The following is a 22,800-nucleotide window of genomic DNA, read 5'->3' as shown; positions in this document are numbered from 1 at the left end:
AGGCCGGGACCAGGGGCGGGCGTGGTGCGATCAGTGGTCGTTGAGGTAGGAGTGCTCGGTCTCCCACCCGTTGGCCGGACCCAGCCAGATGTCGACGTAGATCTCCTTGCCCTCCGGGAGGTCATGGGAGCCCCCCTGGGAGGCGCTGCCCACGACACAGGTTCCGTACCCGTCCGAGGCGATCAGCTCGTAGCCGTCGGTGTTGTAGACGCTGACCCGGGGCGCGTACCCGTCGGCCGCCGTGTCGCACAGTTCGACGACGTCGCCGTGCTCCTGGATGTACACCGTGCCGCCGTGGGCGGAGTCCGAGGTGGTCCAGGTGTGATCCCACGAGCCGCCCGACGGGGGCGAGGGGGCGGCCGACGCGGGCATCGCGGTGGCGACCACCGCACCCACGGCCAACGCCGCGGCGGCGGCCAGGACTTTGATCTTGTCACGCATCATGTGTCCCCCTCCTGCTCGCTCGGGCCCTCCGACGAGCCGCCAAGAGTGTAACGCCCGTGCCTGTACGGGCCGTTGGTACTCCGCCCCCGCTTCGTCCCCGCACCTCCGATCCGGCACCCGATCCGGGTGTGACGCCCGTCCTTCAGTCCGTGGCCTTGGGATGGCCGGTTCCCGCGTAGGTGATCCAGGCAGTACGAGTGTCGTCGTCGACGAGATACCAGATACGCCCTCCGGCGGTGACCTCGTACTGCCGGCGTTCCAGTACACGGCCTTTGAAACTGCCGCCGCCGAGCGTGCCCTTGAGCCGGTGCTGGCGTTCGGGCTGATCCGCGGAGCGGGGTGCGGCCCGGATCCGGTCGAAGGCTCTGCGGAGGTTGGCCGCCGCCTGACGGCTCAGATGGTCCCAGCCCTGGGCTGCTTCCGCGGTGGCGAAGCGCAGGTCGTACTCGTCGCCCGCAGGAGGCGGCGCGGCGCGGTCACCGCGTTTGGGGCTCACTCCACCGCACCCGGTACCGGGACCGGTCCGAGATCGGCTTCGGGCTCACGGGTGAGAAGAGCGAACAGCGCCGGATCGGCGTGGATTTCGGCGCTGTGCCGCCACTGCGTGAGCAGAACCGCGATCGGCGCGAGATTGTCCAGGGCCACGGCCCCGCGCGCTGTCGCCACCAGCTCGTCGAGGAACACGTCGCGGTCCTCGGCAGGCAGAAAAGTGACCCACGGGAGTGCCTCGGGCAGCACTTGCCGCAGGACGTCGGCGTTCTCGGTCCGCACCATGCCGGCCAGCAGCCGCGCGGTGAAGTCCACGATGGTGGCGTCCTGCTCCAGCCGCTGGACGCTCATCAGTGCGAGATCCTCCGCGTCCCGCCTGCGCAGCCGCAGCCCTCGCGCGGCGTCCAGTCTTCGCGCGGTCGCCGCCGGGTGGTGGAGGAGCTCGCTGAACGGCACGTCCTCATAGGCCGAAGTCATGACATCCGCACTACCTCGGATGTCGGCTGCCGCGCCCTGGCGATCGAGCCGTTCCAGGGGTCCGCAGGCGTTCGTGCCTCAGCCCGGCAGGATGCCTGTGGCCGGGCCCAGCAGGGGGAGGGTGCCCAAGGAGCCGCCATTCGTCAGGGGGGCGGTGACGGCGGAGGTGGAGACGGGCTGGAAGTCGGCGACCTGGGTGCCGAGGGCGTTGTCGAGGGGGTCGACGCCCGTGTTGGACAGGGGGTCGAGGGTGAGGTCGCGGACCGGGGCGACGCCGGAGCCGAGGGCGCCCGTGACGGACTGGGTGGGGAGGGCCGAGGTGAGGCCCGAGGTGGGGAGGGCGTCGGTGGCGCTCTGCGCGGCCGGGAGGACGTCGGTGCCGTCGGCGGCCGCGGCGGCGCCGGCCGGTACGACGACGGCCGCCGCGGCGGTGAGGGTCAGGGCGAGGGCGGTACGGAGCGAGGGCATCGGTGGTTCCTGTCGACGGAAGTGTTCCTGTCGCAGCGTAACGCAATGACCCCGGACGGTAGTTGTCGCGGCGCGGACCGTACGGTGGGTCGTCCTCGGGCCATGGATGCGGGAGAATGGTTCTCCGTGAGTTCATCCCGTATCCGCGTGATCCTGCTGACCGGGCCCTCCGGCTCCGGCAAGTCGTCGCTGGCCGCCCGCACGGGGCTGCCGGTGCTCCAGCTCGACGACTTCTACAAGGACGGCGACGACCCGACACTGCCGGTGCTGCCCAGCGGCGCGGGCACGGACTGGGACGCCCCGGAGTCGTGGAACGCTGACGCGGCGGTGGCCGCCGTCGTCGCGCTGTGCGCGGAGGGCGCCGCCGACACCCCGGTCTACGACCTGTCCGCCAGCGCGGCCACCGGCCGGACCCGCCTGGACCTCGACGGCGCCCCGCTCTTCCTCGCGGAAGGAATCTTCGCGGCCGAGATCGCCGGCCGCTGCCGGGACCTGGGGCTGCTCGCCGACGCGCTGTGCCTGCGCGGCCGGCCGTCCACGACCGCGCGGCGCCGTTTCGTACGGGACCTGCGCGAGGGGCGGAAGTCGGTGCCGTTCCTGATCCGCAGGGGCTGGAATCTGATGCGGGCCGAGCGCGGCATCGTGGCCCGGCAGACGGCGCTCGGCTGTCACCCGTGCGGGCGTGACGAGGCGCTGGCCCGTATCGCCGCCGTGGCCGTACGACCGGCGACGGCGGCAGCGGACGCGGGGACGCAGCCGCTCGTCCCGGCCGAGGCGTAGGCGGACGTACGACGGGGCCGGACGGCATTCCCCTGGCCGTCCGGCCCCGCTCCCCCGTACCCCCCTCTTTCCCCCCGCTTCCCCCGTCCCCCCTGCTCCCCCGTGTCCCCCCACCGGCCCCCGTCGCCGGCGTATGGAAATCCGTAAGCCCTGGTGACCGACCGCCTCAGGCGACCAGTTCGCCGAAGGCGTCCTCCTCGTCGCGGCCGAAGCTCAGCGCCTCGTCGTCGCGCATCCGGCGCAGCGAGCGCCAGATGCTGCTCTTGACGGTGCCGACGCTGATCCCCAGGATGTCCGCGATCTCCGGGTCGGTGCGGCCCTCGTAGTAGCGGAGCACCAGCATGGTGCGCTGCTGCTCGGGCAGCCGGGCGAGCGCCTGCCACAGCACGGCGCGCAGTTCGGTGCCGCCCATCTCGTCCGTGTCGCCGACCGTCTCCGGCAGCTCCTCGGTCGGGTACTCGCTGAGCTTGCGCCGCCGCCAGGCGCTGATGTGCAGATTGGTCATGGTGCGCCGCAGGTAGCCGCCCACGGCCGCCTTGTCGCTGATCCGGTCCCAGGCGCGGTACGTGGAGAACAGCGCGCTCTGCAGCAGGTCCTCGGCGGCGAAGCGGTCGCCGGTCAGGTGGTACGCGGTCGCGTACAGCGACGCGCGGCGCTCCTGGACGTAGGCGGTGAAGGCGGCCTCGGCGTCGGACTCCGGCGCGGCGGTGCCGTCGAAGGTGCCCGCGGGCCGTACGGCGGTGGCGCCGTCCTCGACCGCGGCCATCAGCGGCGCGCGGTGCCGTACGGCGGCCGACGCCTGGTGGGCCTGGTGGCCCTGGTGCGCGGCAGTGCGTCCGGCGCCGCGTGCGTACCCCCGCCCGCTCGCGGCGCCGGACTTCTCGGTGGTACGTGCGGCGCGGCTCCCGGTGGAGTGCGCCGGGTGCGTGTGCGTCGCATGAACTGCGGTCTCAGTGGTGATGTGCAGTGTGTTCATGTCCCGCCCCCGTCGTTGGAACTGGATGCGTGGTCTTCGGCGTCGCATCCGGTACGGCGTGTCTCTCGTTTCGATGTCCCTCAGACTGCCGGGCCAGTTTCATGGCGCTGTCCGCCGAGTGTCACAGGCCCGTCACAGAGCCTCCGGGTACGGTCGGACGGCCGGTCAGCAGGTCACGAGCAGGTCACGCGGGCAGGGCCATGACACGACGGACGGTCCCCGCACTTCATGCGGACGGGGCGAGTGGGCCACAATGACCCGCGTGCCCTTCCTGTTGCTAATCGAGGATGACGACGCCATCCGTACGGGTCTCGAACTCGGCCTGTCCCGTCAGGGCCACCGTGTGGTGGCCGCGGCGACGGGCGAGGACGGCCTGAGACTGCTCAAGGAGCAGCGTCCCGACCTGATCGTGCTGGACGTGATGCTGCCGGGGATCGACGGCTTCGAGGTGTGCCGGCGGATCCGCCGTACCGACCAGCTCCCGATCATCCTGCTCACCGCGCGCAGCGACGACATCGATGTGGTGGTGGGCCTGGAGTCGGGCGCCGACGACTATGTCATCAAGCCGGTGCAGCCCCGGGTGCTGGACGCCCGGATCCGCGCGGTGCTGCGCCGCGGCGAGCGGGACAGCACCGACTCGGCGGCCTTCGGCTCGATCGTCATCGACCGCAGCGCGATGACGGTGACCAAGGACGGCGAGGACCTCCAGCTCACCCCGACCGAGCTGCGGCTGCTGCTGGAGCTGAGCCGCAGGCCCGGACAGGCCCTGTCCCGGCAGCAGTTGCTCCGCCTGGTGTGGGAGCACGACTACCTCGGTGACTCGCGGCTGGTCGACGCGTGCGTGCAGCGGCTGCGCGCCAAGATCGAGGACGTGCCGTCGTCACCGACCCTGATCCGTACGGTCAGAGGCGTGGGATACCGCCTGGACACGCCCCAGTGACCTCTGCGCACGACGGGTTCGGCGGATCGGGCACGGACGGCGGACGGCGGGACGGCCAACGGCGCGACGGCGGACGGCTCGACGGGGACGGTGACGGTGAACGGCGGGACGGCGAACGGCGGGACGGGGACGGCGGCCGCGAAAGCGGCCGGGACGGCGGGGAGTCGGGCGGCCCGGAGCGCCGCAAGCGCAACTGGTCGCCGGGCATGGTCCGTTGGACGAGTCTGCGGCTGCGCCTGGTCGCGGTCTTCGCCGCCGTCGCCCTGACGGCGGCCGTCTCCGTCTCCGGCATCGCGTACTGGCTCAACCGCGACGCGGTGCTGACCCGCGCGCAGAACAGCGTGCTCAACGACTTCCGGGACTCGCTCCAGCGCAACGCGGCCTCGCTGCCGGTCGGTCCGACCTGCGAGTCGCTGAACACCGCGGCGGCCCGGATAGGCGGCCCCGACACGTACCAGGTGGTGCTGATCGACACGACGCGGGACAACGCGCCGTGCGCGGCGCCCTCCAACCGCGACGTGTTCACGCTCGACAATGTGCCCGAGCAGTTGCAGCGCGCGGTCAACACCGCGGACGGCAAGGACCACAACCGCTACCACCTGCGGTGGATGCGGATCTCGATCCAGAGCCACCCGTATCTGGTGGCGGGCGCGCGGATCAACGGCAACGGGCCCACCGGCTACATGCTCAAGTCGCTGGACGCCGAGCGCAAGGACCTCAACTCCCTCGCCTGGTCGCTGGGCATCGCCACACTGCTCGCGCTGGTCGGCGCGGCGCTGCTGGCACAGGCGGCGGGCTCGACGGTGCTGCGGCCGGTGCGGCGGCTCGGCGAGGCGGCACAGCGGCTCGGCGAAGGCCATCTGGACACCCGGCTCAAGGTCAGCGGCACCGACGAACTCGCCGAGATGTCACGGACGTTCAACAACGCGGCCGAGGCGCTGGAGAGCCGCGTCGAGGAGCTGAGCGCGCGAGAGGCGGCCAGCCGGCGCTTCGTGGCCGACATGTCGCACGAGCTGCGCACCCCGCTGACCGCGATCACCGCGGTCACCGATGTGCTGGAGGACGAGGCGGAGGCGCTCGATCCGATGATCGCCCCCGCGGTACGGCTGGTGGTCAGCGAGACCCGGCGGCTGAACGAACTGGTGGAGACGCTGATGGAGGTCACCCGCTTCGACGCGGGCACCGCGAAGCTGCGGGTCGACGAGGTCGATGTCGCGGACATGGTGATGGCCTGCATGGACGCCAGGGCCTGGGTCGACTCGGTCGAACTGGACGCGCCGCGCGGCCTGTTGGCCACCCTCGACCCGCGCCGGCTGGACGTGATCATGGCGAATCTGATCGGCAACGCGCTCAAGCACGGCGGCTCGCCGGTCCGGGTGCGGCTGCGCAAGGAGCCGGCGGGGACGGGTACGAGTACGGGCTCGGGCTCGGGCGCCAACGGGACCGGGAACGGGACCGGGACCGGGTACGGGAGCGCGGACGGCGACGGAGACGGTGACGTGGTGATCGAGGTGTCCGACCACGGCCCCGGCATCCCCGAGGACGTGCTGCCGCACGTCTTCGACCGCTTCTACAAGGCCGACGCCTCCCGCGCCCGCTCCGAGGGCAGCGGCCTCGGCCTGTCGATCGCGATGGAGAACGCGCACATCCACGGCGGCGACATCACGGCCGCCAACGGCCCGGACGGGGGCGCCGTCTTCACCCTGCGGCTGCCGATCCGGCCGCGCAGCGAGGAGGACGACGACGAGCGCGACGGCCGTACGAACGGCTCCGGCACCTCCGGCGGCTCCGCCGGCTCCGGTACGAACGGTTCCGGCGGTGGCGCGCGATGAGACGTCCGACACATCCGGCGCGCCGCACGCCGTACGCGACGAGCCCGGCACCGTACGCCGCGCGCCCGGTCCCGTACCGGGTGCTGGCCGCCGTGCTGCTCGCCGCGCTGCCGCTGCTGGGCGGCTGCGGCATCCGGACGACCACCGTGCCGGTGGACGCGGGGCCCGCGCCGTCGCGCGTGTCGTGCGCCGTGCCGCCGATCGGCGAGGCGAGCCAGGCCGACGCGGTCGTGCGTCAGGTGTATCTGGTGTGCAGCTCGCAGACCGCGCCGATCAAGCGGAGCGTGGCGTTGCGGCAGGGCAGATTCGACCGGCTCTCGCAGGTCAGGGAGTTGCTGGCGCAGTTGCAGCGCAGCCCGCTGTCGGCCGAGGCGCGTGCCGGTTTCTCCACTGAGGTGCCGGGCAGCCTGGAGATCGCCGGGCCGTACCGCGACGACCCCAAGGAGACGCTGCGGCTGAACCAGGCCGTGGACGAGCTGCCGTCCTTCGCGCTCGCGCAGATCGTCTGCACCCTGGCCGCCGACACCTCCGTCTCCGCCGACGGCACCGTGGTGCTCGCCGGTGACGACCCGGACACCGCACCGCGCCGCTACTCCTGCACCGCGGACCTGCGCAGCCGCGGGGACGCGGCGGACAGCGCGGGAACCGCGGTGGGGTGAAGCCGCGTCCTGTAGGGCGTGCGGCACGAAGGCTCCAGGTTCAAGGTGCGCGCGGCCGGGCTGCTGCTCACCGCCGCGTACCTCGCTTTCGTCGGCTGGATGCTGCTGCGTCCGCACTACGTGACCTGGGTGCCCGCGCCGAATCTGCGGCCCTTCGGGACGATCCGCGACGACCTGGGGATGAGTCCCGGGCAGGCCGCCCGGCGGCTCGGCGAGGGGCTCGGCCTGCTGGCGCCGCTGGGCGTGCTGCTGCCGCTGGCCGGCGGCCGGGTCCGCACCTCGGGCTTCGCGTCCTTCGCCCGTACGGTCTTCGCGGCGCTGATGGTGTCGCTGTTCGTGGAATTCCTGCAGACGATGGTGCCCGGCCAGCTCTTCGACGTGGACGCGCTGCTGCTCAACACCCTCGGCGCGGCGCTGGCGCACCTGCTGGTGGTGCCCGCGGCCCGGCGCGCGCTGCGCCGCCGCGCGGAGGCCCGGGACCCGGCCGCGGCCGGACTGCCGCAGGGCCCCGCGGCCCCGCCGCCCGCCCGCGTCGGCCTCGTCCCGTAGGCCCCCGGACCATACGTCGCGCACGACGCGCCGCGCCCCCACCAGGGTTGTCCCGGCGGGGGCGCGGCGCGTACGTATACGGAAACGCGTACGTATACGGATACGCGTACGGAGACGCGTACGGGTGCGGCAGCGGCTAGTTGCCGGTCAGGCCGCCGACCGGGAGGCCGCCGAGCAGGCCGTTCGCGGGGGTGATCTGGTTGTTGGACGGCAGCAGCGAGGTCGGGTTGCCGGGGAGCGCCGAGCTGCCGTTGGTGACCGCGTGCTGCGCGCCGTTGGCGCTGTCGGCGACACCGGGCACGAGCTTGGTGGCGGCGCCGACCGGCGTGCCGTCGAGCACGGTGGGCGAACCGGCCTGGCCGAGCAGCGAGCCGGCCTGGTCGGTGATGGGCAGCGCAGGGAGCGAGGCGGCGGAGGCGGTGCCGGCCGCGGCGGCGGCGAAAGCGAGGCCGAGCGCGGAGATGGCGAGGGTCTTCTGGGTACGGGTCTGCATGACTTCGGAACGTAGTCAGTCGATGACCGGCCGTGCAAACGGCGTGGCGCGGCCGGGCACCTGCCCGGGGCCGCGCCACCGAGGGTCCCGCTCAGCCCTCCTCGGCCACGGAATCGCTGGCCACAGGCGGTGCGGCGGCCGACTGCCGGAACAGCCACTCGGCCTTCAGCTCGGCGTAACCCGGCTTGATCACTTCATTGATCATGGCCAAGCGTTCATCGAAAGGGATGAACGCTGATTTCATCGCATTGACGGTAAACCACTGCATGTCATCGAGCGTGTAGTCGAACGCCTCGATGAGGTGCTCGAATTCGCGGCTCATGCTGGTGCCCGACATCAGGCGGTTGTCGGTGTTGACCGTCACTCGGAAGTGCAGCCGCCGCAGCAGACCGATCGGGTGCTCGGCGTACGAGCTTGCCGCGCCGGTCTGGAGGTTGGAGGTGGGGCACATCTCCAGCGGCACCCGCTTGTCGCGCACGTACGACGCGAGGCGGCCCAGCTTGACCCCCGCCGCGCCGCCGCGCCCCTCGGCGCTGATGTCGTCGATGATCCGTACGCCGTGGCCGAGCCGGTCGGCGCCGCACCACTGGAGCGCCTGCCAGATGGACGGCAGGCCGAACGCCTCGCCCGCGTGGATGGTGAAGTGGTTGTTCTCGCGCTTGAGGTACTCGAAGGCGTCCAGGTGCCGGGTGGGCGGGTAACCGGCCTCGGCGCCCGCGATGTCGAAGCCGACGACGCCCAGGTCCCGGTAGCGGTTGGCCAGTTCGGCGATCTCCTGGGAGCGGGCGGCGTGCCGCATCGCGGTCAGCAGCGCGCCGACCCGGATCCGGTTGCCGTCCTCGCGCGCCCGGCGCTCGCCCTCGCGGAACCCGTCGTTGACCGCCTCGACCACCTCTTCGAGCGAAAGGCCGCCCTCCAGGTGCTGTTCCGGCGCGTACCGCACCTCGGCGTAGACCACGCCGTCGGCCGCCAGGTCCTCCGCGCACTCCGCGGCGACCCGGAACAGCGCGTCGCGGGTCTGCATCACGGCGCAGGTGTGCGCGAACGTCTCCAGGTAGCGCTCCAGCGAACCGGAGTCGGCGGCCTCGCGGAACCAGGTGCCGAGCTTGTCCGGGTCGGTCTCGGGCAGCGCGTCGTAGCCGGTCGCGCGCGCGATGTCGACGATCGTGCCCGGGCGCAGACCACCGTCGAGGTGGTCGTGGAGCAGCGCCTTGGGGGCGCGGCGGATCTGTTCCGGTGTGGGAGTGCTCGGTTTGGGGCTCTGCATGCTCAAACGATAGTCCCTACGCGCGTAGATATCGCGTCGGGACCAAGAATTTTCCGTCCGTCCATACAGTGCACACCCCTGTGTCTGCCATCGTTGCGCCATGGCTTCCCAAGCATTACCGGCGCGTGGCGCACGACTGGGCCGCCCGGTGGCCACCGGGCGCGTGCCCGGGCCGAGGCAGCGTGATCATGATACCGGCGCCACCGTGCGCGCGGTCGTGCTCGCGCTGCCCGGCGGTGACGCGCTGAGCACCCGGCGCCGCTCCCCGGTCGCCGCCGCCGTCATGTGGCCGCTCGCCCGCCATCTCGTACGGGAGGGCGCCGCCGACGGCGTGGCCGCGCACGTCGTCCACTACCGCTTCCGCGGCTGGAACGGCGGCCACGCCCACCCGGCCGAGGACGCCGAGTGGGCGGTCGGCGAGGCGGTACGGCGGTACGGCGACGTGCCCGTGTGCCTGGTCGGCCTCGACATGGGCGCCCGCGCCGCGCTGCACGCGGCCGGGCACCCGGCCGTCACGTCCGTCGTCGCTCTCGCGCCCTGGCTCCCGCACGGGCCCGAACCCGAGCCGGTCAAGCAGCTCATCGGCCGGCGCGTGCTCTTCGTGCACGGCACCGAGGACGAGGAGACGGCGCCCGAGGTCTCCTACGGGCTCGCCGAGCGGATCAAGAAGGTCAATCGCGAAGTGTGCCGGTTCGAGGTGCACTCCGACGGTCATGGTTTGCACCAGCACCGTGCCGAGGTCTTCGCCCTCACGGCGGATTTCGTTCTCGGCTCGCTCCTCGACCGGCCGCACGCCCGGCCCATCGCCGACGCCCTGGCGGCTCCGCCGCCCCTGGGACTCCGGATGCCTCTAGCCTCCGGCTTCGGCAGGTCACTCCGGCCCTAGCGCCGCCGTACCCGCACCGTGCGGGTGACGGTCCCCTCCTGCGGAGAAGGGTGCCCCATTTGGGGGCGCGGGGACGCGGCGCTGCGCTGGCGGAAGTGGGTGCCCGATAGGGGCGCGGGGACGCACGCGGCGCTTGCGGAAGTGGGTGCCCGATAGGGGCGCGGGGAACTGCGCGCTCAGCCCGCGCCGGGCTTCAGACAAAAAACCGCCCCCAGCGGGGCAGACGCCGTTGTTTTGCGACCACCGGGCCGGTGGGGGCGGGCCGCGCAGTTCCCCGCGCCCCTAAAAGACCTCGCTCGCCGTCAGGCGAGAAGGCACCGCACTCCGCAGGAGACATCACACACCCCCGACAAGGGATCGCGCGCCCTCCCCCGGAGGGGCGCCGCGCTCCGCGGGAGAGGGGTCAGGCGCCCGGGAGGAGGGCGCCCTTGCGGGAGAGGAGGAAGGAGCGGAAGGCGGCGACAGGGGCCGGGGCAGGGGCCCCGTCGAGCCAGGCGAGCCCGATCTCACGGACCGCACGCCGACCTGCAAGGTCCACCTCGACGACGCCGGGACGGGGTACGGCCGGCGGCGGAAGGACGGCGACACCGAGCCCGGCCGCGACAAGCCCCCGCAGGGTCTCGGCCTCCTCGCCCTCGAAGGCGACCCGGGGCGCGAACCCGGCCTCGGCGCACAGAGCGTCGGTGATGCGCCGCAACCCGTACCCCGGCTCCAGCGTGACAAAAGCCTCGCTCGCGGCCTCGGCGAGCCGTACGCGCTTGCGGTCGGCCAGCCGGTGCCCGGCGGGCACCACGAGCCGCAGCCGCTGCTCGTCCAGCTTGCGCACGACGAGCCCGGCCTCGTCCGGCACGGGCGACGTCAGGCACAGGTCCAACTCGCCCAGCCGCAGGCGTTCGAGCATGGCCTCGCCGTACGTCTGCACGAGCTGGAAGCGGACCCGCGGGTGATCCGCGCGGAAGGCGCGCAGCAAGGACGGTACGGTCTCGGGCCCGAGGGTGTGCAGGAAGCCGAAGGCGACCCGGCCGCCGTCGGGGTCGGCGTCCAGGCGGACGGACTCGGCGGAGCGCTCGACCTCGGCGAGGGCGCGTTCGGCGGCGGCGCGGAAGGTGAGCCCGGCGCGGGTCAGCCGGACGGCGCGGCCGTGCCGGGCGAACAGCGCCACCCCGAGATCGGCCTCCAGCCGGGCCAGCGCCCGGCTGAGCGTGGACTGCGGCATGCCCAACTCCTGCGCGGCGCGCGTCACATGCTCGTGCCGCGCGACGGCGGCGAACTGTGCGAGGCGCGGCGCGAGCAGCGCGCCCCAGGTCCCGGGGTCCACCGTCATTTCCGTGTCATCGCTCACCCTCGGACCCGCCTCCACCTGCGCTCATGCGTCACCGCATCAATCATGCACCGTCTGCGCATTGGACGCATGAAGAGTCGCGTCCCTACGGTCGAGTCATGTCATCCGCCGACACCGGGACGGCCGCCGCGACCCGGGCGGACGCCACCGCAGACGACCGGCTCCGCCCCGGCGGCCCCGGCTACCGCCGGGCCAACCTCGCGCTGTTCGCGGCGGGGCTCGCCACCTTCGCCCTGCTCTACTCCACGCAGGCGCTGCTGCCCGCCCTGTCCTCGGGCCTGTCGCTGAGCCCGGCGCAGGCCAGCCTGACCGTGTCCGCGACCACGGCCGCGCTGGCCGTCGCGCTGCTGCCGACCAGCGCGCTCAGCGAGAAGTACGGGCGCACCCCGGTGATGACGGTGTCCGTCGTCAGCGCCTCGCTGCTCGCCCTCGCCGTGCCCTTCGCGCCGAACCTGGCCGTCCTCGTCGTGCTCCGCGCCGTGCAGGGCGTCGCGCTGGCCGGGCTGCCCGCGACGGCGATGGCGTATCTGGCCGAGGAGATCCACCCGTCCGCCGTGCCGTCCGCGATCGGCCTGTACGTGGCGGGCAATTCGATCGGCGGTATGAGTTCGCGGGTCGCGGGCGGGGCGCTGGCCCAGGCGTTCGGCTGGCGCGTGGCGCTGCTGGTCATCGGCCTGTCCGCGCTCGGCTGCGCCGCCGCCTTCCGGCTGCTGGTGCCGCCCGCCCGGCACTTCGCCCCGGGCCCGGTGCACCCGGCCGCCCTGTGGCGCACGGTCACCGGCCATCTGCGCAACCCGCTGCTGCGCGGGCTGTACGCGCTCGGCCTGCTCTTCATGGCCGTGTTCGGCGCCGTCTACACCGTGCTCGGCTACCGGCTCACCGCCGCGCCCTTCGGCCTCTCCCAGACCGCGATCGGCGCGATCTTCCTCGTCTACCTCGTCGGCACGCTCGCGTCCGCCGCGTCCGGCGCGCTGCTGGCCCGTACCGGCAGGCGCGGTGCCTTCGCGGTCGCCGTCGCCCTGTGCGCGGGCGGGCTGCTGCTCACCCTGGCCGGGTCGCTGACCCTGATCCTGGTCGGGCTCGTGCTCGTCACGGCCGGCTTCTTCACCGGCCACTCCGTCGCCTCCGGCGCGGTCAGCCGGGCCACGTCGGCGGGCCGCGCGCAAGCCTCCGCCCTTTACCTGACGGCCTATTACATCGGCAACAGCCTCGGCGGCACCTTCGGGGCAGCCGCCTTCCACGCGGCACGCTGGGGCGCGACGGTCGTCCTCGCGCTGGTGGCCGTCGGCGCGGCCGGGGCGGTCGCCCTGCGGGCCGGGGTCAGTCGGCCGGGCGCCGCCACGCCGTGACGTCCAGCTTTCCGGTGTTCCCCAAGTCGACCATCATCGGGGCCAGTTGGGGCGGCGTCCCCTTCGCCGGAGTGATCTCGACGAAGGCGCCCGTCGTCGCCACCACCGTGGCGTCCGTCACCGTGTTCCGCCACACGAGGGTGGCCGTCGCCCGCTGCCCCGGCGCCAACTCGACCGTCGTCGGGGCCGGATCGTCGATTCCCGTCGTGATCGACGAGCCCTGATGGACCGTCACCTCGACGCGGTCCAAGTCCTCGTCCAGTACATGCGTCAGCGGATAACCCGACACCTTGCGCGGTGACGTGCCGCAATTCGTGACGTACACGGCTGCCGCCCGCAGCCCCATCGCCGCGTCCGGCTCCCCCGCCGTCACGGTGAGGCCCGACTCGGGGCACGCCCCCGTCGGTGACGGTGCCGGCACCGTCCTGGTCCCGCCGGGGTACGTCGGCAGGCCCGACGGCGGCAGCCTGTCCGCTTTTACGCGGTACGGCTCCGGCTCCTTGCTCCCGCTCTGTCCGGGGGTCGCCGCCGTCCCGCATCCGGCCACCGCCAGCACCCCGGCGGCCACCGCCGCCACCCCCACCGCGTACTTCCCGCCCACGATCACCCGGTGATCCTCACACACAGCCCTCGTGCGGAAGAGGGTGCCCCATCAGGGGCGCGGGGACGCGGCGCTGCGCTGGCGGAAGACGGTAACCATCAGGGGCGCGGGGAACTGCGCGCTGGGGGCACCCCCGGCCGAAGGCTGGGGGACCGCGCGGGGCTGCGGCTGACAAACCGCCCCCAGCGGGGCAGACGCTGTTGTTTTTGCGACCACCGGGCCGGTGGGGGCTGAGCGCGCAGTTCCCCGCGCCCCTAAAAGACCTCAGGCACCGCACTCCGCAGGAGATCAGGCACCCCCCGCAGGCGCGGGTCAGGCGATACGGTCCAGGACGATCGGCCGGGCCGAGAAGGGGGTGTCCGGCGCCGAGACGGAGAAAGCGTCGGCCAGGGCCTCCTCCGCGTAGGCGAACTTCTCCGGGGTGTCCGTGTGGAGGGTGAGGAGAGGTTGGCCGGCGACGACCGAGTCGCCGGGCTTGGCGTGGAGTTGGACTCCGGCACCCGCCTGGACGGAGTCCTCCTTGCGGGCGCGGCCGGCGCCGAGCCGCCACGCGGCGATGCCGACGGCGTAGGCGTCGAGGGCGGTGAGGACGCCGGACGAGGGCGCGGCCACGACGTGGGTCTCCCGCGCGACCGGGAGCGGAGCGGCCGGATCACCGCCCTGGGCGCGGATCATGCGGCGCCAGACGTCCATGGCGGAGCCGTCGGCGAGGGCCTTGGCGGGGTCGGCGTCGGGGAGCCCGGCGGCGAGCAGCATCTCGCGGGCGAGGGCGAGGGTGAGTTCGACGACGTCGGCGGGGCCGCCGCCCGCCAGCACCTCGACGGATTCGCGGACTTCGAGCGCGTTGCCGGCGGTGAGGCCGAGGGGGACGGACATGTCGGTGAGGAGGGCGACGGTGCGCACCCCGTGGTCGGTGCCGAGCCCGACCATGGTGGACGCCAACTCCCGTGCGTCGTCGAGGGACTTCATGAAGGCCCCGGACCCGACCTTGACGTCGAGCACGAGCGACCCGGTGCCCTCGGCGATCTTCTTGGACATGATCGAGGAGGCGATCAGCGGGATCGCCTCGACCGTGCCGGTCACGTCCCGCAGCGCGTACAGCTTCTTGTCGGCGGGCGCGAGGCCGTCGCCGGCGGCGCAGATGACGGCGCCGGTGTCGCCGAGGACGCCGAGCATCTCGTCGTTGGACAGCGACGCCCGCCAGCCGGGGATGGATTCGAGCTTGTCGAGGGTGCCGCCGGTGTGGCCGAGGCCGCGCCCCGACAGCTGCGGCACCGCGGCGCCGCACGCGGCGACGAGCGGGGCCAGCGGCAGCGTGATCTTGTCGCCGACGCCGCCGGTGGAGTGCTTGTCGGCGGTGGGCCGGTCGAGGGAGGAGAAGTCCATCCGCTCACCGGAGTTGATCATCGCGGCGGTCCAGCGGGCGATCTCGGCGCGGTCCATGCCGTTGAGCAGGATGGCCATGGCGAGCGCCGACATCTGCTCGTCGGCGACGGCACCGCGCGTATAGGCGTCGATGACCCAGTCGATCTGGTCGTCGCTCAGCCGCTGCCGGTCCCGCTTGGTACGGATGACGGAAATGACGTCCACGAAATAGTCCTAGCGGTCAGGTGGTTCGGGTGCGGGGCCCCGTCCTCGGGCCGAATGCGGGGCCCCGCACCGTGAGGAGCTAGCGGTCGAGATCCTCGGGGCCGAACGCGTCCGGCAGGATCTCGGTCATCGGCCGGATGCCGCCCGCGGTGTCGACGAGCAGGCCGGGCCCGCCGTTCTCCCACAGCAGTTGGCGGCAACGGCCGCACGGCATCAGGACGTTGCCGCGCAGGTCGGAGCAGGTGAAGGCGACCAGGCGCCCGCCGCCGGTGGCGTGCAGCGAGGAGACCAGGCCGCATTCGGCGCACAGCGCGACGCCGTACGCGGCGTTCTCCACATTGCAGCCGACGACCGTACGCACGCTGCCGTCGTCGGCGACGGCCAGCGCCGCGGCGCCGACCGGGAAATGGGAGTAGGGCACGTAGGCCCGCCGCATGATCTCCCGGGCGGCGGACCGCAGTTCGGACCAGTCCACCTCGGCGGCGTCGACGGCGGGTACGGTCATGTGCCCTCACCCTTGCGGTACGGGATGCCGTCGGCCTTGGGCATCCGCAGGCGTTGCGCGGACAGGCCCATCACCAGCAGCGTGGCGACGTACGGCGTGGCCTGCACGACCTCGTCCGGCACCGAGTCGGTCAGCGCGTACCAGAGGGCGAGCAGGGCGGCGAAGCCCAGCGCGACGGCGGCCGACACGTACGCCTTGCGGAAGTACTTCCAGGCGGCCATGGCGAGCAGCAGCAGTGCCAGCAGGAGCAGCAGCGCGTGGACGGACGAGGCGCCGTTGCGGAGCTGGAGGCTGTCGGCGTAGCCGAACAGGCCCGCGCCCATGGCGAGTCCGCCGGGACGCCAGTTGCCGAAGATCATCGCGGCGAGACCGATGTAGCCGCGTCCGCCGGTCTGGCCCGCGAGGTAGAAGTGCGTGCCGATGGCGAGGAAGACGCCGCCGAGTCCTGCGAGCGCGCCGGAGACGATCACCGCAATGTACTTGTACAGGTAGACGTTGACGCCCAGCGACTCGGCGGCGATCGGGTTCTCGCCGCAGGACCGCAGCCGCAGGCCGAAGGCGGTGCGCCACAGCACGAAGAAGGTGCCGATGAAGAGCACCAGCGTGAGGATGGTCAGCGACGAGATGTTGGTGACGACACCGCCGATGATCCCCGCGATGTCGGAGATCAGGAACCAGTGGTGCTTCTCGATCGTGGCCAGCCAGTGCGACAGACCGGGCACGGTGAAGTGCTTGATGTCGTCCATCGGCGGCGACTGCTTGGGGCTGCCGCCCTTCTGCGCGGCCTCGCCGACGTTGAACCAGCGCTTGGCGAGGTAGGCGGTGACGCCGGTGGCCAGGATGTTCATCGCGACACCGGCGATGATGTGGTCGACGCCGAAGGTGACGGTGACGATCGCGTGCACCAGGCCGCCGGCCGCGCCGCCGAGGACACCGGCGAGCACGCCGAGCCACGGGTTGGTCTGCCAGCCGGCCCACGCGCCGAAGAACGTGCCGAGGATCATCATGCCTTCGAGGCCGATGTTGACCACGCCGGCCCGTTCCGACCACAGACCGGCGAGGCCGGCCAGGCCGATGGGTACGGCGCCGGCCAGGGCGCCGGCGATCTGGCCGTCGGAGGTGATGTCGTCGGCGCCGGTGATGATCCGGACCAGCGAGACGACGATCAGCGCGGCGGCGATGATCAGCAGGATCACCGGGAAGGTGAGCTTGAGCCGCGGGGACTTGGGGTCGGCCACGCGCGGCGCGGCCGGCGGCGGGGTCTGGGTAGCGGTGGCAGTCACGCCGTCACCTCCTGCTTGTCGTCGGGGCCGGACTCGGGGCCGCGGCCGGTGCCGTCGCCGGAGCCGGGGCCCTTGCCGGACCGGGCGGCCGCGGCGAGTTCCGCGCCCACCTGCCGCTGCTGGCGGGTGATGCCGTAACGGCGGACCAGTTCGTAGGCGATGACGACGGCGAGGACGATGACGCCCTGGATGACGCCGACGATCTCCTTGTCGTACCCCTCGAACTCCAGGCCGTTGGAGGCCCGTTCGAGGAACGCCCAGAGCAGGGCGCCGACGCCGATGCCGATCGGGTTGTTGCGGCCGAGCAGGGCGACCGCGATACCGGTGAAGCCGATACCGGTCGGGAAGTCCGTGCCGTACTCGTAGGACTGGTTGAGCAGCGTCGGCATACCGACCAGACCGGCCATGGCGCCGGAGATCAGCATGCTGGTGACGACCATCTTCTTGACGCTGACGCCGCTGGCCTCGGCGGCGGACTCCGAGCGGCCGACGGCACGCAGGTCGAAGCCGAAGCGGGTGCGGGAGAGCACGAACCAGTAGATGACGCCGGCCAGCACCGCGAAGACGATGAAGCCGAAGACCGGGTCGGTGGAGGTGGTGAAGTTGAACAGGTGGCTGGAGGACGGCAGCGGCTTGGTGGAGATCATGTTCGCCTCCTTGTCCGTGACGCCGAGCCGCCCGTCGCGCAGGAAGTAGCCGATCACGATGCCAGCGAGCGAGTTGAGCATGATCGTGGAGATCACTTCGCTGACGCCGCGGGTCACCTTCAGCACACCGGCGATCGCGGCCCACAGGGCGCCGACCACCATGGCGGTGAGGATGATCACCGGGATCTGGATGACGCCCGGGATGGACATCGCGCCGCCGGCCGCGGCGGCGAAGAAGGCTGCCAGCCGGTACTGGCCGTCCACACCGATGTTGAACAGGTTCATCCGGAAGCCGACGGCCACCGCGAGACCCGCGAGGTAGTACGTGGTCGCCTTGTTGAGGATGTAGACCTGGCTGTCGGTCTTGCTGCCGTAGTCGATCATGACGTGGAACGCCGTGAACGGTTCCTTGCCGGTGGCCAGCAGCACCAGGGCCGTGACGACCAGCGCGCCCACCACGGCGAGTACCGGGGCGGCGACGGCCAGGACCAGCCGGTCCTTGTCGAACTTCTTCATCGGTCCTCTCCCCCGAGCGTCTTGGGGTCGCCGAGCGTCTTGGGGTCCTGCGTCTCCTGCGAGGGTTCGGCTTCGTCGGCCGTCTCGGGCTGCGCCTCCTCGGGCGCTTCGAGGTGGCCGCTGGCGGCGCCGGTCATCGCGGATCCCAGCTCTTCCGGGGTGATGGTGGCGGGGTCGGCGTCCGCGACGAGCGCGCCCCGGTACATCACGCGCAAGGTGTCGGACAGGCCGATCAGTTCGTCCAGGTCGGCGGAGATCAGCAGCACCGCCAGGCCCTCGCGGCGGGCCTCGCGGATCTGGTCCCAGATCTGCGCCTGCGCGCCGACGTCCACGCCCCGGGTGGGGTGCGCGGCGATCAGCAGCTTGGGCAGGTGGCTCATCTCGCGGCCGACGATCAGCTTCTGCTGGTTGCCGCCGGACAGCGAGGCCGCGGTGACCTCGATACCGGGCGTACGGACGTCGAACTCCTTGACGATCCGCTCGGTGTCGCGGCGGGCGGCGCCGGAGTCGATCAGGAAGCCGCGGCTGTTGGGGCGTTCGGTGACATGGCCGAGGATGCGGTTCTCCCACAGCGGCGCTTCCAGCAGCAGGCCGTGCCGGTGCCGGTCCTCGGGGATGTAGCCGATGCCGTCCTCGCGGCGCTTGCGCGTCGGGGTCCTGCTGATGTCCTGGCCGTCCAGCGTCAGCGCGCCGCCGTCCAGTTCGCGCATGCCCATGATGGCCTCGACCAGTTCGGCCTGGCCGTTGCCCTCCACGCCGGCGATGCCGAGGACTTCGCCCTTGTGGATGGTGAAGGAGATGTCGTCGAGCACCTTGCGCTCGACGCCGTCGAGGTCGACGGTGCCGAGCCGCAGTCCGTCGGCGGTGAGCATCGGCTCGGTGGTGACGGTGGACTCGCGGGTCTCGGGCGAGGGCAGTTCGCTGCCGACCATCAGCTCGGCGAGCTGCTTGGTGGTGGTCTTCTTCGGGTCCGCCTCGCCGACGGTGGTGCCGCGCCGGATGACGGTGATGACGTCGGCGACCGACAGCACCTCGCCGAGCTTGTGCGAGATGAAGATGACGGTCAGGCCCTCGGACTTCAGGCCGCGCAGGTTCTCGAAGAGCGCGTCGACCTCCTGCGGCACCAGGACCGCGGTCGGCTCGTCCAGGATCAGCGTGCGGGCGCCGCGGTAGAGGACCTTGAGGATCTCCACCCGCTGGCGGTCGGCGACACCGAGGTCCTCGACCAGGACGTCGGGGCGGATGCCGAGGCCGTACGCGTCCGACAGCTCCTTGATCCGGGCGCGGGCCTTGCCGCCGATGCCGTGCAGGCCCTCGCTGCCGAGGACGGTGTTCTCCAGCACGGTGAGGTTGTCGGCGAGCATGAAGTGCTGGTGCACCATGCCGATGCCGCGCGCGATGGCGTCACCGGGGTCGCCGAACGACACCACCTCGCCGTCGATGGCGATGGTGCCCTCGTCGGGCTTCTGCATGCCGTAGAGGATCTTCATCAGGGTGGACTTGCCGGCGCCGTTCTCGCCCACGAGGGCGTGCACGGTGCCGCTGCGCACGGTGATGTCGATGTCGTGGTTGGCGACGACGCCGGGGAACCGCTTGGTGATGCCGCGCAGTTCGACGGCGGGCGGCGCGGCGGGCCGGCCGTCGGCCGGGGCGGCGGGTGGACTCGTGGACGCGTTGATGGCGCACTCTCCTCGGGGGAAAGGCTCGTGGCGGCGGGGCGGGCAGTACGGGGATCTCGCGGGAGCGTACGCGTGAACGTATCGCGGGAATGGCACTCTACGCGCGTAGTTGGGCGCATTCCACAGGCCGGGAACACGGGTGGACCACGCGACGGTCACGAGGGATCAAAGCGCGGCCCACGGGATTCCGCGGGGCGTCCGGCCGGCTCCGGACAGTGATCGAGGCTCGGCGGGGGTGCCGCAGCATCCCCCGCCGAGCCTCGCGATCGGCCCGGTCAGGCGGACCGACTCATCGGGGCCCGGCGAACGGGCCCCCGCCGTGCGTCACGGCGTGGAGCTGACCTTGATCGTCCCGGAGACGATCTTCTGCTTGGCCGCGTCGAGCTGCGACTGGATGTCGGAGATGAAGCCGCCGGACGTCGACAGCGACACACCGTTGTTGGCCAGGTTGTACGTGTTGGTGCCGGTCTTCGGCTTGCCGTCGTGCACCGACTTGATCAGGTCGTACGTGGCCACGTCGACGTTCTTGATCGCCGAGGTGAGGATGTGGTCCTTGTACTTGGCCAGCGCCGGGTCCTGGTACTGGTCGGAGTCCACACCGATCGCCCACGCGCCGGGCTTGCTCGCCACCGCCTGGATCGAACCGTCACCGGACAGGCCGGCCGCCGTGTAGATCACGTCCACACCGCTGTCGAGCATGCCCTGCGCCTTGCCCTGCGCCGACGTCGGGTCGTTGAAGCCCTTGGTGTCGGTCTCGTACAGGTACTGGCGGACGACCTGCACCGACGGCTTGGTGTCCTTGACGCCCTGGGCGAAGCCCGCGTCGAAGGTGCCGATCAGGGTGTTGTGCACACCGCCGATGAAGCCGACCTTGTTGGTCTTGGTCTTCAGCGCCGCGGCCACACCGGCGAGGTACGAGCTCTGCTCGGTGGCGAACACCATCGAGTCGACGTTGGGCGCGTCCACGACGGAGTCGACGATGCCGAAGGTCGTCTTGGGGTACTTCTTGGCGATCTTCGTGACCGAGTCGCCGTAGGTGAAGCCGACCGCGACGACGGGGTTGTAGCCGCCGCCCGCGAGCAGGTCGAGCCGCTGCTCGCGGTCCGACTCCGTCTCGCCGTTGCTGGCCGTCTGCTCCTTGGAGCCGATCTTGAACTCCTTCACGGCCTTGTCCATGCCGCGGGCCGCAGAGTCGTTGAAGGAGTGGTCACCACGGCCGCCGACGTCGTACGCGATGCCGACGCCCTTGTCCTTGCCGCTGTCCGAGGAGCTGCTGCTGCCACACGCGGTGACACTGAGCCCCAGAGCCGCGGACACCACACCCGCGGCGATGATCTTGGATACCCGGCGCAAGAGGGTCCCCTTCAGTCTGAAGCGCCCCGTCCGGCGCTGGCTAAGCGGGAGCTTAACGCGCGTAGATGTCAGGTAAAGACCGAATGACGGCCCGTTATCGGATCGACGCATTTCAGCCAGGTGACTCCGCCGTAGCCAAGGGTTCACCCGGTGTCAGGACAGCAGGACAGCCGCCGTGAAAAGCTCCACGCCGACCGCGATCGCACCCTCGTCCACGTCGAAATCACCCTGGTGCAGATCGCGCTTGGCCGTGTCGCCGACCGGCCGCACGCCGAGCCGGGCCAGGGCGCCCGGCACGTGCTCCAGGTACCAGGAGAAGTCCTCGCCGCCCAGGCTCTGCTCGGTGTCCTCGATCGCGTGCGCGCCGCGGCGCGCGGACATCGCGTCCCGCAGCAGCTCCACCGACTCCGCCTCGTTGACCACCGGCGGCACACCGCGCTGGTAGGTGATCTCCACCTTGGCCCGGTACATCGCGGCGACCTGGTCGATCACCTCGTGCACCAGGTCCGGCGCGTCGTGCCAGGCCGACAGGTCCAGGCAGCGGACGGTGCCCTCCAGCTCCGCGCGCTGCGGGATGACATTGGCCGCGTGGCCCGCCTGGATGCGGCCCCACACGATGCTCAGCCCGGAGCGCGGGTCCACCCGGCGGGTCAGCACGGCCGGCAGCTCCGAGGCGAGCTTCGCCGTCGCCATCACCAGGTCGGTGGTCAGGTGCGGGCGGGCACTGTGGCCGCCGGGACCCTCCAGGGTCAGCGTCAGCCGGTCCGCCGCCGAAGTGATCGGGCCCTGCCGCAGGCCGATCCGCCCGACCTCCACCTTCGGGTCGCAGTGCACCGCGAGGATACGGCCGACGCCGTCGAGCACCTTCGCCTTGATCGCGTCCAGGGCGCCGCCGGGCATGATCTCCTCGGCCGCCTGGAACACCAGCCGCACCGGGTGCGGCAGCCGGCCGTTCCTGGCCAGCTCGGCCAGCACCAGGCCCGTACCGAGCACGACCGTGGTGTGCACGTCGTGCCCGCACGCGTGCGCCTTGCCCTCGACCGTCGAGCGGTACTCCACCTTCTTGGTGTCCGGCACCGGCAGCGCGTCCAGGTCCGCCCGCAGCGCCAGCCGCGGCTTCTCCGGGTCCGTCTCCCCGATGTCGCAGATCAGCCCGGTGCCGCCCGGCAGCACCCGCGGGGCCAGACCCGCCCGCTCCAGACGCGCCCTGACCTGCTCGGTCGTCCGGAATTCCTGCCGCCCCAGCTCCGGGTGCCGGTGCAGATCCCGGCGGAATTCGATCAGCTCGGCACGCAGCCCGTCGGACACCGCGGTCTCCGTGAGACCGGACAGCACAGCGGCGGACAGCGCGCCCGACGGCGCGGCGGATGAATCGTTCACCTCAGTGAGCGTAGGGCCCATCACCGGCTCCTCTTACGTGATCGGGAAAATTTTGTCCTTTAGGAGGAGAAGAAGTCGCCCGATCGGCGCATACCCAGTCACCCTCGGGGGTAGGTAGGCTTTTTGGCCTCTTGCACCCCATACTCGCTCAACGAGCCGCCCCTCGCGAGGCAACGCCGCCCGGCCCCGGTGGTTCGAGCCTCCGCGCACGCGAGTCCCCCACCCTACGACCCCCATGTTGCGACCGTGTGTGCCGCTCGTGTGTTCCGACGGTGATGTGACCGCCCTCCGGCAT

24 protein-coding genes are annotated in these 22,800 nt (G+C 71.9%); 8 read left to right on the top strand and 16 right to left on the bottom strand.

Translation table 11 applies throughout. The annotated features are described in order from the left end of the window. Positions 1-30 precede the first annotated feature (30 nt). The 4 genes from BM076_RS11640 to BM076_RS11625 all read right to left on the bottom strand — a co-directional run bounded on the left by BM076_RS11640 (position 31) and on the right by BM076_RS11625 (position 1,878). Positions 31-444 (bottom strand): hypothetical protein, encoded by a 414-nt coding sequence (locus BM076_RS11640; RefSeq protein WP_245795976.1) that lies wholly within the window; start codon positions 442-444, stop codon positions 31-33. 142 nt (positions 445-586) lie between these two features. After that, positions 587-940, bottom strand: coding sequence for a hypothetical protein (locus BM076_RS11635; protein WP_093713362.1), 354 nt, complete (start codon positions 938-940; stop codon positions 587-589). Beyond that, the gene (locus tag BM076_RS11630; RefSeq protein WP_093713361.1) at positions 937-1,410 is read right to left on the bottom strand and encodes a hypothetical protein; all 474 of its coding nucleotides are present in this window, start codon (positions 1,408-1,410) and stop codon (positions 937-939) included. The genes BM076_RS11635 and BM076_RS11630 overlap by 4 nt, the downstream gene beginning before the upstream one ends. 78 nt (positions 1,411-1,488) lie before the next feature. Next, positions 1,489-1,878 carry a hypothetical protein gene (locus tag BM076_RS11625; RefSeq protein WP_093713360.1) on the bottom strand — a complete coding sequence of 130 codons (390 nt, stop codon included), beginning with the start codon at positions 1,876-1,878 and terminating at the stop codon, positions 1,489-1,491. Positions 1,879-1,980: 102 nt separating this feature from the next. Between BM076_RS11625 and BM076_RS11620 the strand changes: the two genes are divergently transcribed. Beyond that, positions 1,981-2,658: a uridine kinase family protein gene (locus tag BM076_RS11620; protein ID WP_245795975.1), complete on the top strand. Its 678-nt coding sequence runs from the start codon at positions 1,981-1,983 to the stop codon at positions 2,656-2,658. A 166-nt stretch (positions 2,659-2,824) separates the two neighbouring features. On the opposite strand, the gene BM076_RS11615 is transcribed toward BM076_RS11620, so the two are convergent. Further along, on the bottom strand, positions 2,825-3,634 hold the full coding sequence (locus BM076_RS11615) for a SigE family RNA polymerase sigma factor (protein WP_093713359.1): 810 nt from the start codon (positions 3,632-3,634) through the stop codon (positions 2,825-2,827). 262 nt (positions 3,635-3,896) lie between these two features. Here BM076_RS11615 and BM076_RS11610 point away from each other — a divergent pair, with 262 nt between their 5' ends. From BM076_RS11610 to BM076_RS11595, 4 genes are all read left to right on the top strand, one after another. Beyond that, positions 3,897-4,574: a response regulator transcription factor gene (locus BM076_RS11610; protein WP_177246411.1), complete on the top strand. Its 678-nt coding sequence runs from the start codon at positions 3,897-3,899 to the stop codon at positions 4,572-4,574. Positions 4,575-4,780: 206 nt separating this feature from the next. Then, positions 4,781-6,406: a sensor histidine kinase gene (locus BM076_RS11605; RefSeq protein ID WP_093713408.1), complete on the top strand. Its 1,626-nt coding sequence runs from the start codon at positions 4,781-4,783 to the stop codon at positions 6,404-6,406. After that, entirely contained in the window at positions 6,403-7,065 is a 663-nt protein-coding gene (locus BM076_RS11600) for a hypothetical protein (RefSeq protein WP_093713357.1), read from the top strand. Before BM076_RS11605 ends, BM076_RS11600 begins: the two co-directional genes overlap by 4 nt. An 18-nt stretch (positions 7,066-7,083) precedes the next feature. Further along, the gene (locus BM076_RS11595) at positions 7,084-7,614 is read left to right on the top strand and encodes a VanZ family protein (protein ID WP_265737090.1); all 531 of its coding nucleotides are present in this window, start codon (positions 7,084-7,086) and stop codon (positions 7,612-7,614) included. A gap of 136 nt (positions 7,615-7,750) precedes the next feature. On the opposite strand, the gene BM076_RS11590 is transcribed toward BM076_RS11595, so the two are convergent. Together BM076_RS11590 and BM076_RS11585 are read right to left on the bottom strand one after the other, a co-directional pair. After that, positions 7,751-8,107, bottom strand: coding sequence for a hypothetical protein (locus BM076_RS11590; protein WP_093713356.1), 357 nt, complete (start codon positions 8,105-8,107; stop codon positions 7,751-7,753). Positions 8,108-8,198: 91 nt separating this feature from the next. Then, positions 8,199-9,374 carry an adenosine deaminase gene (locus tag BM076_RS11585; protein ID WP_093713355.1) on the bottom strand — a complete coding sequence of 392 codons (1,176 nt, stop codon included), beginning with the start codon at positions 9,372-9,374 and terminating at the stop codon, positions 8,199-8,201. Positions 9,375-9,474: 100 nt separating this feature from the next. Between BM076_RS11585 and BM076_RS11580 the strand changes: the two genes are divergently transcribed. Continuing rightward, a complete protein-coding gene (locus BM076_RS11580) occupies positions 9,475-10,260 on the top strand; it encodes an alpha/beta fold hydrolase (protein ID WP_093713354.1) in 786 nt (261 codons plus the stop codon). Positions 10,261-10,663: 403 nt separating this feature from the next. Here BM076_RS11580 and BM076_RS11575 read toward each other — a convergent pair whose 3' ends face one another. Further along, the gene (locus BM076_RS11575) at positions 10,664-11,584 is read right to left on the bottom strand and encodes a LysR family transcriptional regulator (RefSeq protein WP_093713353.1); all 921 of its coding nucleotides are present in this window, start codon (positions 11,582-11,584) and stop codon (positions 10,664-10,666) included. Positions 11,585-11,700: 116 nt separating this feature from the next. On the opposite strand from BM076_RS11575, the gene BM076_RS11570 reads away from it, so the two are divergent. Then, on the top strand, positions 11,701-12,951 hold the full coding sequence (locus tag BM076_RS11570; RefSeq protein WP_093713352.1) for an MFS transporter: 1,251 nt from the start codon (positions 11,701-11,703) through the stop codon (positions 12,949-12,951). Here the strand turns inward: BM076_RS11570 and BM076_RS37420 are convergent. Continuing rightward, on the bottom strand, positions 12,923-13,297 hold the full coding sequence (locus BM076_RS37420) for a DUF4232 domain-containing protein (RefSeq protein ID WP_245795991.1): 375 nt from the start codon (positions 13,295-13,297) through the stop codon (positions 12,923-12,925). The two genes, BM076_RS11570 and BM076_RS37420, sit on opposite strands and share 29 nt — an antisense overlap. Here BM076_RS37420 and BM076_RS37415 point away from each other — a divergent pair. Then, entirely contained in the window at positions 13,266-13,565 is a 300-nt protein-coding gene (locus BM076_RS37415) for a hypothetical protein (RefSeq protein ID WP_245795993.1), read from the top strand. The two genes, BM076_RS37420 and BM076_RS37415, sit on opposite strands and share 32 nt — an antisense overlap. Before the next feature lie 299 nt (positions 13,566-13,864). On the opposite strand, the gene BM076_RS11560 is transcribed toward BM076_RS37415, so the two are convergent. The 7 genes from BM076_RS11560 to BM076_RS11530 all read right to left on the bottom strand — a co-directional run bounded on the left by BM076_RS11560 (position 13,865) and on the right by BM076_RS11530 (position 22,526). Further along, positions 13,865-15,142, bottom strand: coding sequence for a thymidine phosphorylase (locus BM076_RS11560; protein WP_093713350.1), 1,278 nt, complete (start codon positions 15,140-15,142; stop codon positions 13,865-13,867). Between the two features lie 79 nt (positions 15,143-15,221). Continuing rightward, a complete protein-coding gene (locus tag BM076_RS11555; RefSeq protein ID WP_093713349.1) occupies positions 15,222-15,647 on the bottom strand; it encodes a cytidine deaminase in 426 nt (141 codons plus the stop codon). Next, a complete protein-coding gene (locus BM076_RS11550; RefSeq protein WP_093713348.1) occupies positions 15,644-16,930 on the bottom strand; it encodes an ABC transporter permease in 1,287 nt (428 codons plus the stop codon). The genes BM076_RS11555 and BM076_RS11550 overlap by 4 nt, the downstream gene beginning before the upstream one ends. Next, on the bottom strand, positions 16,927-18,093 hold the full coding sequence (locus tag BM076_RS11545) for an ABC transporter permease (RefSeq protein WP_093713347.1): 1,167 nt from the start codon (positions 18,091-18,093) through the stop codon (positions 16,927-16,929). Before BM076_RS11545 ends, BM076_RS11550 begins: the two co-directional genes overlap by 4 nt. Beyond that, positions 18,090-19,772 carry an ABC transporter ATP-binding protein gene (locus BM076_RS11540; RefSeq protein ID WP_093713406.1) on the bottom strand — a complete coding sequence of 561 codons (1,683 nt, stop codon included), beginning with the start codon at positions 19,770-19,772 and terminating at the stop codon, positions 18,090-18,092. Before BM076_RS11540 ends, BM076_RS11545 begins: the two co-directional genes overlap by 4 nt. Before the next feature lie 324 nt (positions 19,773-20,096). After that, positions 20,097-21,125, bottom strand: coding sequence for a BMP family lipoprotein (locus BM076_RS11535; RefSeq protein ID WP_093713346.1), 1,029 nt, complete (start codon positions 21,123-21,125; stop codon positions 20,097-20,099). Between the two features lie 153 nt (positions 21,126-21,278). Next, positions 21,279-22,526 carry an amidohydrolase gene (locus BM076_RS11530; protein WP_093713345.1) on the bottom strand — a complete coding sequence of 416 codons (1,248 nt, stop codon included), beginning with the start codon at positions 22,524-22,526 and terminating at the stop codon, positions 21,279-21,281. Positions 22,527-22,800 lie beyond the last annotated feature (274 nt).

The sequence above is a fragment of the Actinacidiphila alni genome, assembly GCF_900112845.1.
GTDB lineage: Bacteria > Actinomycetota > Actinomycetes > Streptomycetales > Streptomycetaceae > Actinacidiphila > Actinacidiphila alni.
Note: the sequence above shows the minus strand (reverse complement) of the source record. Positions and strands in the feature narration are given on the sequence as shown.

Excerpts from the sequence above, each read along its gene's own strand:
- BM076_RS11530 (WP_093713345.1), bottom strand. The coding sequence starts at position 22,526 with ATGGGCCCTACGCTCACTGAGGTGAACGATTCATCCGCCGCGCCGTCG.
- BM076_RS11600 (WP_093713357.1), top strand. The coding sequence starts at position 6,403 with ATGAGACGTCCGACACATCCGGCGCGCCGCACGCCGTACGCGACGAGC.
- BM076_RS11605 (WP_093713408.1), top strand. The coding sequence starts at position 4,781 with ATGGTCCGTTGGACGAGTCTGCGGCTGCGCCTGGTCGCGGTCTTCGCC.
- BM076_RS37420 (WP_245795991.1), bottom strand. The coding sequence starts at position 13,297 with ATGGGGCTGCGGGCGGCAGCCGTGTACGTCACGAATTGCGGCACGTCA.
- BM076_RS11580 (WP_093713354.1), top strand. The coding sequence starts at position 9,475 with ATGGCTTCCCAAGCATTACCGGCGCGTGGCGCACGACTGGGCCGCCCG.
- BM076_RS11590 (WP_093713356.1), bottom strand. The coding sequence starts at position 8,107 with ATGCAGACCCGTACCCAGAAGACCCTCGCCATCTCCGCGCTCGGCCTC.
- BM076_RS11615 (WP_093713359.1), bottom strand. The coding sequence starts at position 3,634 with ATGAACACACTGCACATCACCACTGAGACCGCAGTTCATGCGACGCAC.
- BM076_RS11555 (WP_093713349.1), bottom strand. The coding sequence starts at position 15,647 with ATGACCGTACCCGCCGTCGACGCCGCCGAGGTGGACTGGTCCGAACTG.
- BM076_RS11570 (WP_093713352.1), top strand. The coding sequence starts at position 11,701 with ATGTCATCCGCCGACACCGGGACGGCCGCCGCGACCCGGGCGGACGCC.
- BM076_RS11585 (WP_093713355.1), bottom strand. The coding sequence starts at position 9,374 with ATGCAGAGCCCCAAACCGAGCACTCCCACACCGGAACAGATCCGCCGC.
- BM076_RS11620 (WP_245795975.1), top strand. The coding sequence starts at position 1,981 with ATGGATGCGGGAGAATGGTTCTCCGTGAGTTCATCCCGTATCCGCGTG.
- BM076_RS11625 (WP_093713360.1), bottom strand. The coding sequence starts at position 1,878 with ATGCCCTCGCTCCGTACCGCCCTCGCCCTGACCCTCACCGCCGCGGCG.
- BM076_RS11575 (WP_093713353.1), bottom strand. The coding sequence starts at position 11,584 with ATGACGGTGGACCCCGGGACCTGGGGCGCGCTGCTCGCGCCGCGCCTC.
- BM076_RS11545 (WP_093713347.1), bottom strand. The coding sequence starts at position 18,093 with ATGAAGAAGTTCGACAAGGACCGGCTGGTCCTGGCCGTCGCCGCCCCG.
- BM076_RS11630 (WP_093713361.1), bottom strand. The coding sequence starts at position 1,410 with ATGACTTCGGCCTATGAGGACGTGCCGTTCAGCGAGCTCCTCCACCAC.
- BM076_RS11640 (WP_245795976.1), bottom strand. The coding sequence starts at position 444 with ATGATGCGTGACAAGATCAAAGTCCTGGCCGCCGCCGCGGCGTTGGCC.